The sequence below is a fragment of the Curtobacterium flaccumfaciens genome, from assembly GCF_051548005.1.
In the GTDB taxonomy this organism is placed as follows: Bacteria; Actinomycetota; Actinomycetes; order Actinomycetales; family Microbacteriaceae; genus Curtobacterium.
On record NZ_JBPUGH010000229.1, the window covers coordinates 1 to 3066 of the forward strand.

General features: G+C 70.3%; 3 protein-coding genes. All 3 read right to left on the bottom strand.

What is annotated here, in order from left to right; genetic code table 11:
* Positions 1-38 precede the first annotated feature (38 nt).
* The gene (locus ACSW7Y_RS16720) at positions 39-533 is read right to left on the bottom strand and encodes an HNH endonuclease (protein ID WP_438127356.1); all 495 of its coding nucleotides are present in this window, start codon (positions 531-533) and stop codon (positions 39-41) included.
* 372 nt (positions 534-905) lie between these two features.
* Positions 906-1841 (bottom strand): C40 family peptidase, encoded by a 936-nt coding sequence (locus tag ACSW7Y_RS16725; protein ID WP_438127357.1) that lies wholly within the window; start codon positions 1839-1841, stop codon positions 906-908.
* Positions 1842-2091: 250 nt separating this feature from the next.
* A complete protein-coding gene (locus tag ACSW7Y_RS16730; protein WP_438127358.1) occupies positions 2092-2793 on the bottom strand; it encodes a metal-dependent transcriptional regulator in 702 nt (233 codons plus the stop codon).
* Between the last annotated feature and the right edge of the window lie 273 nt (positions 2794-3066).

Here is a 3066-nt window from a genome sequence, read left to right on the forward strand (position 1 = left end):
GCGCCTCCAGTCCGTTCCTGGCCGCGACAGCGGCGCCGCTACGCGGCGACCAGGTACTCGTCCCAGTCCGCCTGCGGACGCTCGATGCCGCGCACCACCCACGAGGCACCGTGCGGCACCCTCGGACGGAAGCGCAGCCGCCACCCCATCTCCTGCGGGGTGCGGTCACCCTTGGTGTTGTTGCACGCCAGGCAGCAGGCGACGAGGTTCTCCCACGAGTCCTGGCCGCCGCGGGACTTCGGCTGGACGTGGTCGATCGTGGTGGCGTGCCGGTCGCAGTACGCACAGCGGTTCCCGTCCCGACGGAGGACGCCGCGGCGCGAGACGGGCACGAGTCTGGAGTGCGGGATGCGCACGTACCGGGTGAGGATGATGACGGATGGTCGGTCGTACGTCGACGTCGACCCGGTGACCGGGTGGTCGAGGTCAGCGGCGACGATGGCGGCCTTCTGGTTCATGACCAGCACGAGGGCCCGTCGGAACGAGATCACCGCGAGGGGCTCGTAACCGGCGTTGAGGACGAGAGTGCGCATGGGTTCCCTTCCGACGTGCCTGGACGGCTTCCAGGCGGTGCGGGTGCGCCGGACCAGGGCGTCGCGCAGGTGACCGTCGCTCGCGCGCACGGCCCCGGAACCACGAAGAGCACCACCCGGATGGGCAGTGCTCTCGTCAGACCGGGGCGTGCTCGTGCACGCAGGCGGTGGTCGACCATATGTCGACGTGCGCGCGCCGACCCATGGTGCGGGTCGTGCGGAACGCTGACATGAGGTCTCCCTGCTCGCAGCCGAAGGGCCGGTGCAGCGTCAGGATACGTCGGAAACCGGCCCGGCACGAGGGTGTGCGGGCCGGTTCCGGCGATGTTCACGGGTTCGACGCGTGCGCGTCGGCCGGAGGAGGGGTCCGGGTCAGATCCCGAAGCGGACGATGTGGTAGTCGCTGGTCCAGATCGGACGGATCGACACGGAGCCGCCGGGCTTCGGCGCGTCCATGATCATGCCGTTGCCCATGTAGAAGCCGTCGTGCGCCTCGTTGTTGAAGATGACGACGTCGCCGGGCTGCGCCTCGGACTCGGGGATCGTGGTGCCCGCCTGGTCCTGCAGCGGCACGGAGTGCGCGAGGTTGATGCCGTACTGCGCGTACACGAACATGACGTAGCCCGAGCAGTCGAAGCCGGACGGGTCCGCGCCGCCGAACACGTACGGGGTGCCGATGTACTGCTTCGCGGTCGCGACGACGGCGGGCAGCGAGAACGGGGTGTTCGCGGCCGTGGAGGTCGCGACGTAGTCGGCTGCGGTCGGGCCGGAGTAGGAGGCGTACTGCGTGGCGGTCGCCGCGCGCGCCTTCTCGGTCGCGGCGGCCTGCTTCGCGGCAGCGGCGGCGGCCTTGGCCTCGGCCTGCTGCGCGGCCTCGGCGTCGAGCGTCGACTGCGCCGTCGCACCGTAGCCGTCGCGGCTGGTGCCGGCGAGGGCCACCGCGTCGGAGACGGAGAAGTTCTGCTCGCCGGTCGTGCGGAGCTGGCGCTGGGCGGCGGCAGCGGCGTCCGAGGGCTGCTGGGTGGACGCGAAGGCGGCCGGGACGGCCATCGTGCCGAACATGCCGGCGGCGACCGTCAGGACGAGGGGCGCGAGGAGACGGCGCTTGCGGGCCGACGAGCTGGCCTTCGCCTGCTCGGCACGCTGGGCGGCCTGCGCGGCACGGCGCCCACCGGCGAGCGGCGCGGTCTTCACGGACTGCGGGGCGGCAGCGCGGGCGGTGCGTCGGGTGGGGAGGGCCGTCGGGGCGTCGGCGGTGTTCGTCGGGTTCGCGGTCTGGTCGTCCGCGGCGGAACCGTTCAGCGTCAAGGGTGGGATCTCCGGCGCCTCGTCACCACGTCCGGACCATCGCGGCGAGCTGGGGACTCGTCTGACCCGGGCGTGGAACCCCATCCGTTCGTCATCGTTTCCGATCGAGGCAGGAGACGGGTTCGAGACGTCCTGCCACGGGTTCCCGGTTCGGTGTCGGCCCGGGGACTCGCACGAGTGTACGTGGCCGCCGTTACCTTGTCGAGACGAAACGGCCGATTTGTAACGGAACGGTAAAGGCGAGTGGGAGTCAGTCGTCGCCGCGTTCGATGTACACGTGCTGCGCGACCTCGCTCGGGAGCTCGATGCCCGAGTCTTCTCCCTCGACCCGGACCGCCACGTAGGCACCGGCACGCTGGACGCTGGCGACCCGGCCGGGCATGACCCCGGCGGTCCGCAACTGGTGGAGGAGCTCGGGTTCGAACTGCACCGGCTCGCCCAGGCGGCGGATCGTCCCGGTGGCGACGGCGTCGGTGCCCTCGGTCGCGGTGACGATGTTCTGCACGCCGTCGAGGAACCCGCCGGCGTCCGGCCCGCCGATCACGGCCAACCCGGGGAACGGGTTGCCGTACTGCGACTCCGACGGGATGCCGAGCATCTCGAGCAGCCGGACCTCGACCTGCTCGCTCATCACGTGCTCCCAGCGGCAGGCTTCGTCGTGGACGAAGGCCCAGTCGAGGCCGATGACGTCGGAGAGCAGCCGCTCGGCGAGGCGGTGCTTGCGCATGACGTGGGTCGCGCGGGAACGCCCCTCGGTCGTGAGCTCGAGGTGGCGGTCGCCGGACACGACGACGAGGCCGTCGCGCTCCATGCGGGCGATGGTCTGCGAGACCGTGGGACCCGAGTGGCCGAGGCGCTCGGAGATGCGGGCGCGCAGCGGGATGATCGCTTCTTCCTCGAGGTCGAGGATCGTGCGCAGGTACATCTCCGTGGTGTCGACGAGATCGGTCACGGTCCGCCTCTCTGGTCTCAGGTGCAGCCACCCTACTTGTTCGTGGTGACACCCAAGGACCAACACTTGCAAGGGTCAAGGAATGCCCTGGGATACCGCGCCGGTAGGATCGCTCCATGGCAGACATCGTCATCCCGTCCGACCTCCTCCCGACCGACGGACGCTTCGGCTGCGGTCCTTACAAAGAGCGACCCTCGCAGTTAGAGGCGCTCTCAGCCGTCGGAGATAGACTGAAGGGCACGTCCCATAGACAGCTGACCGTCAAGAACCTGG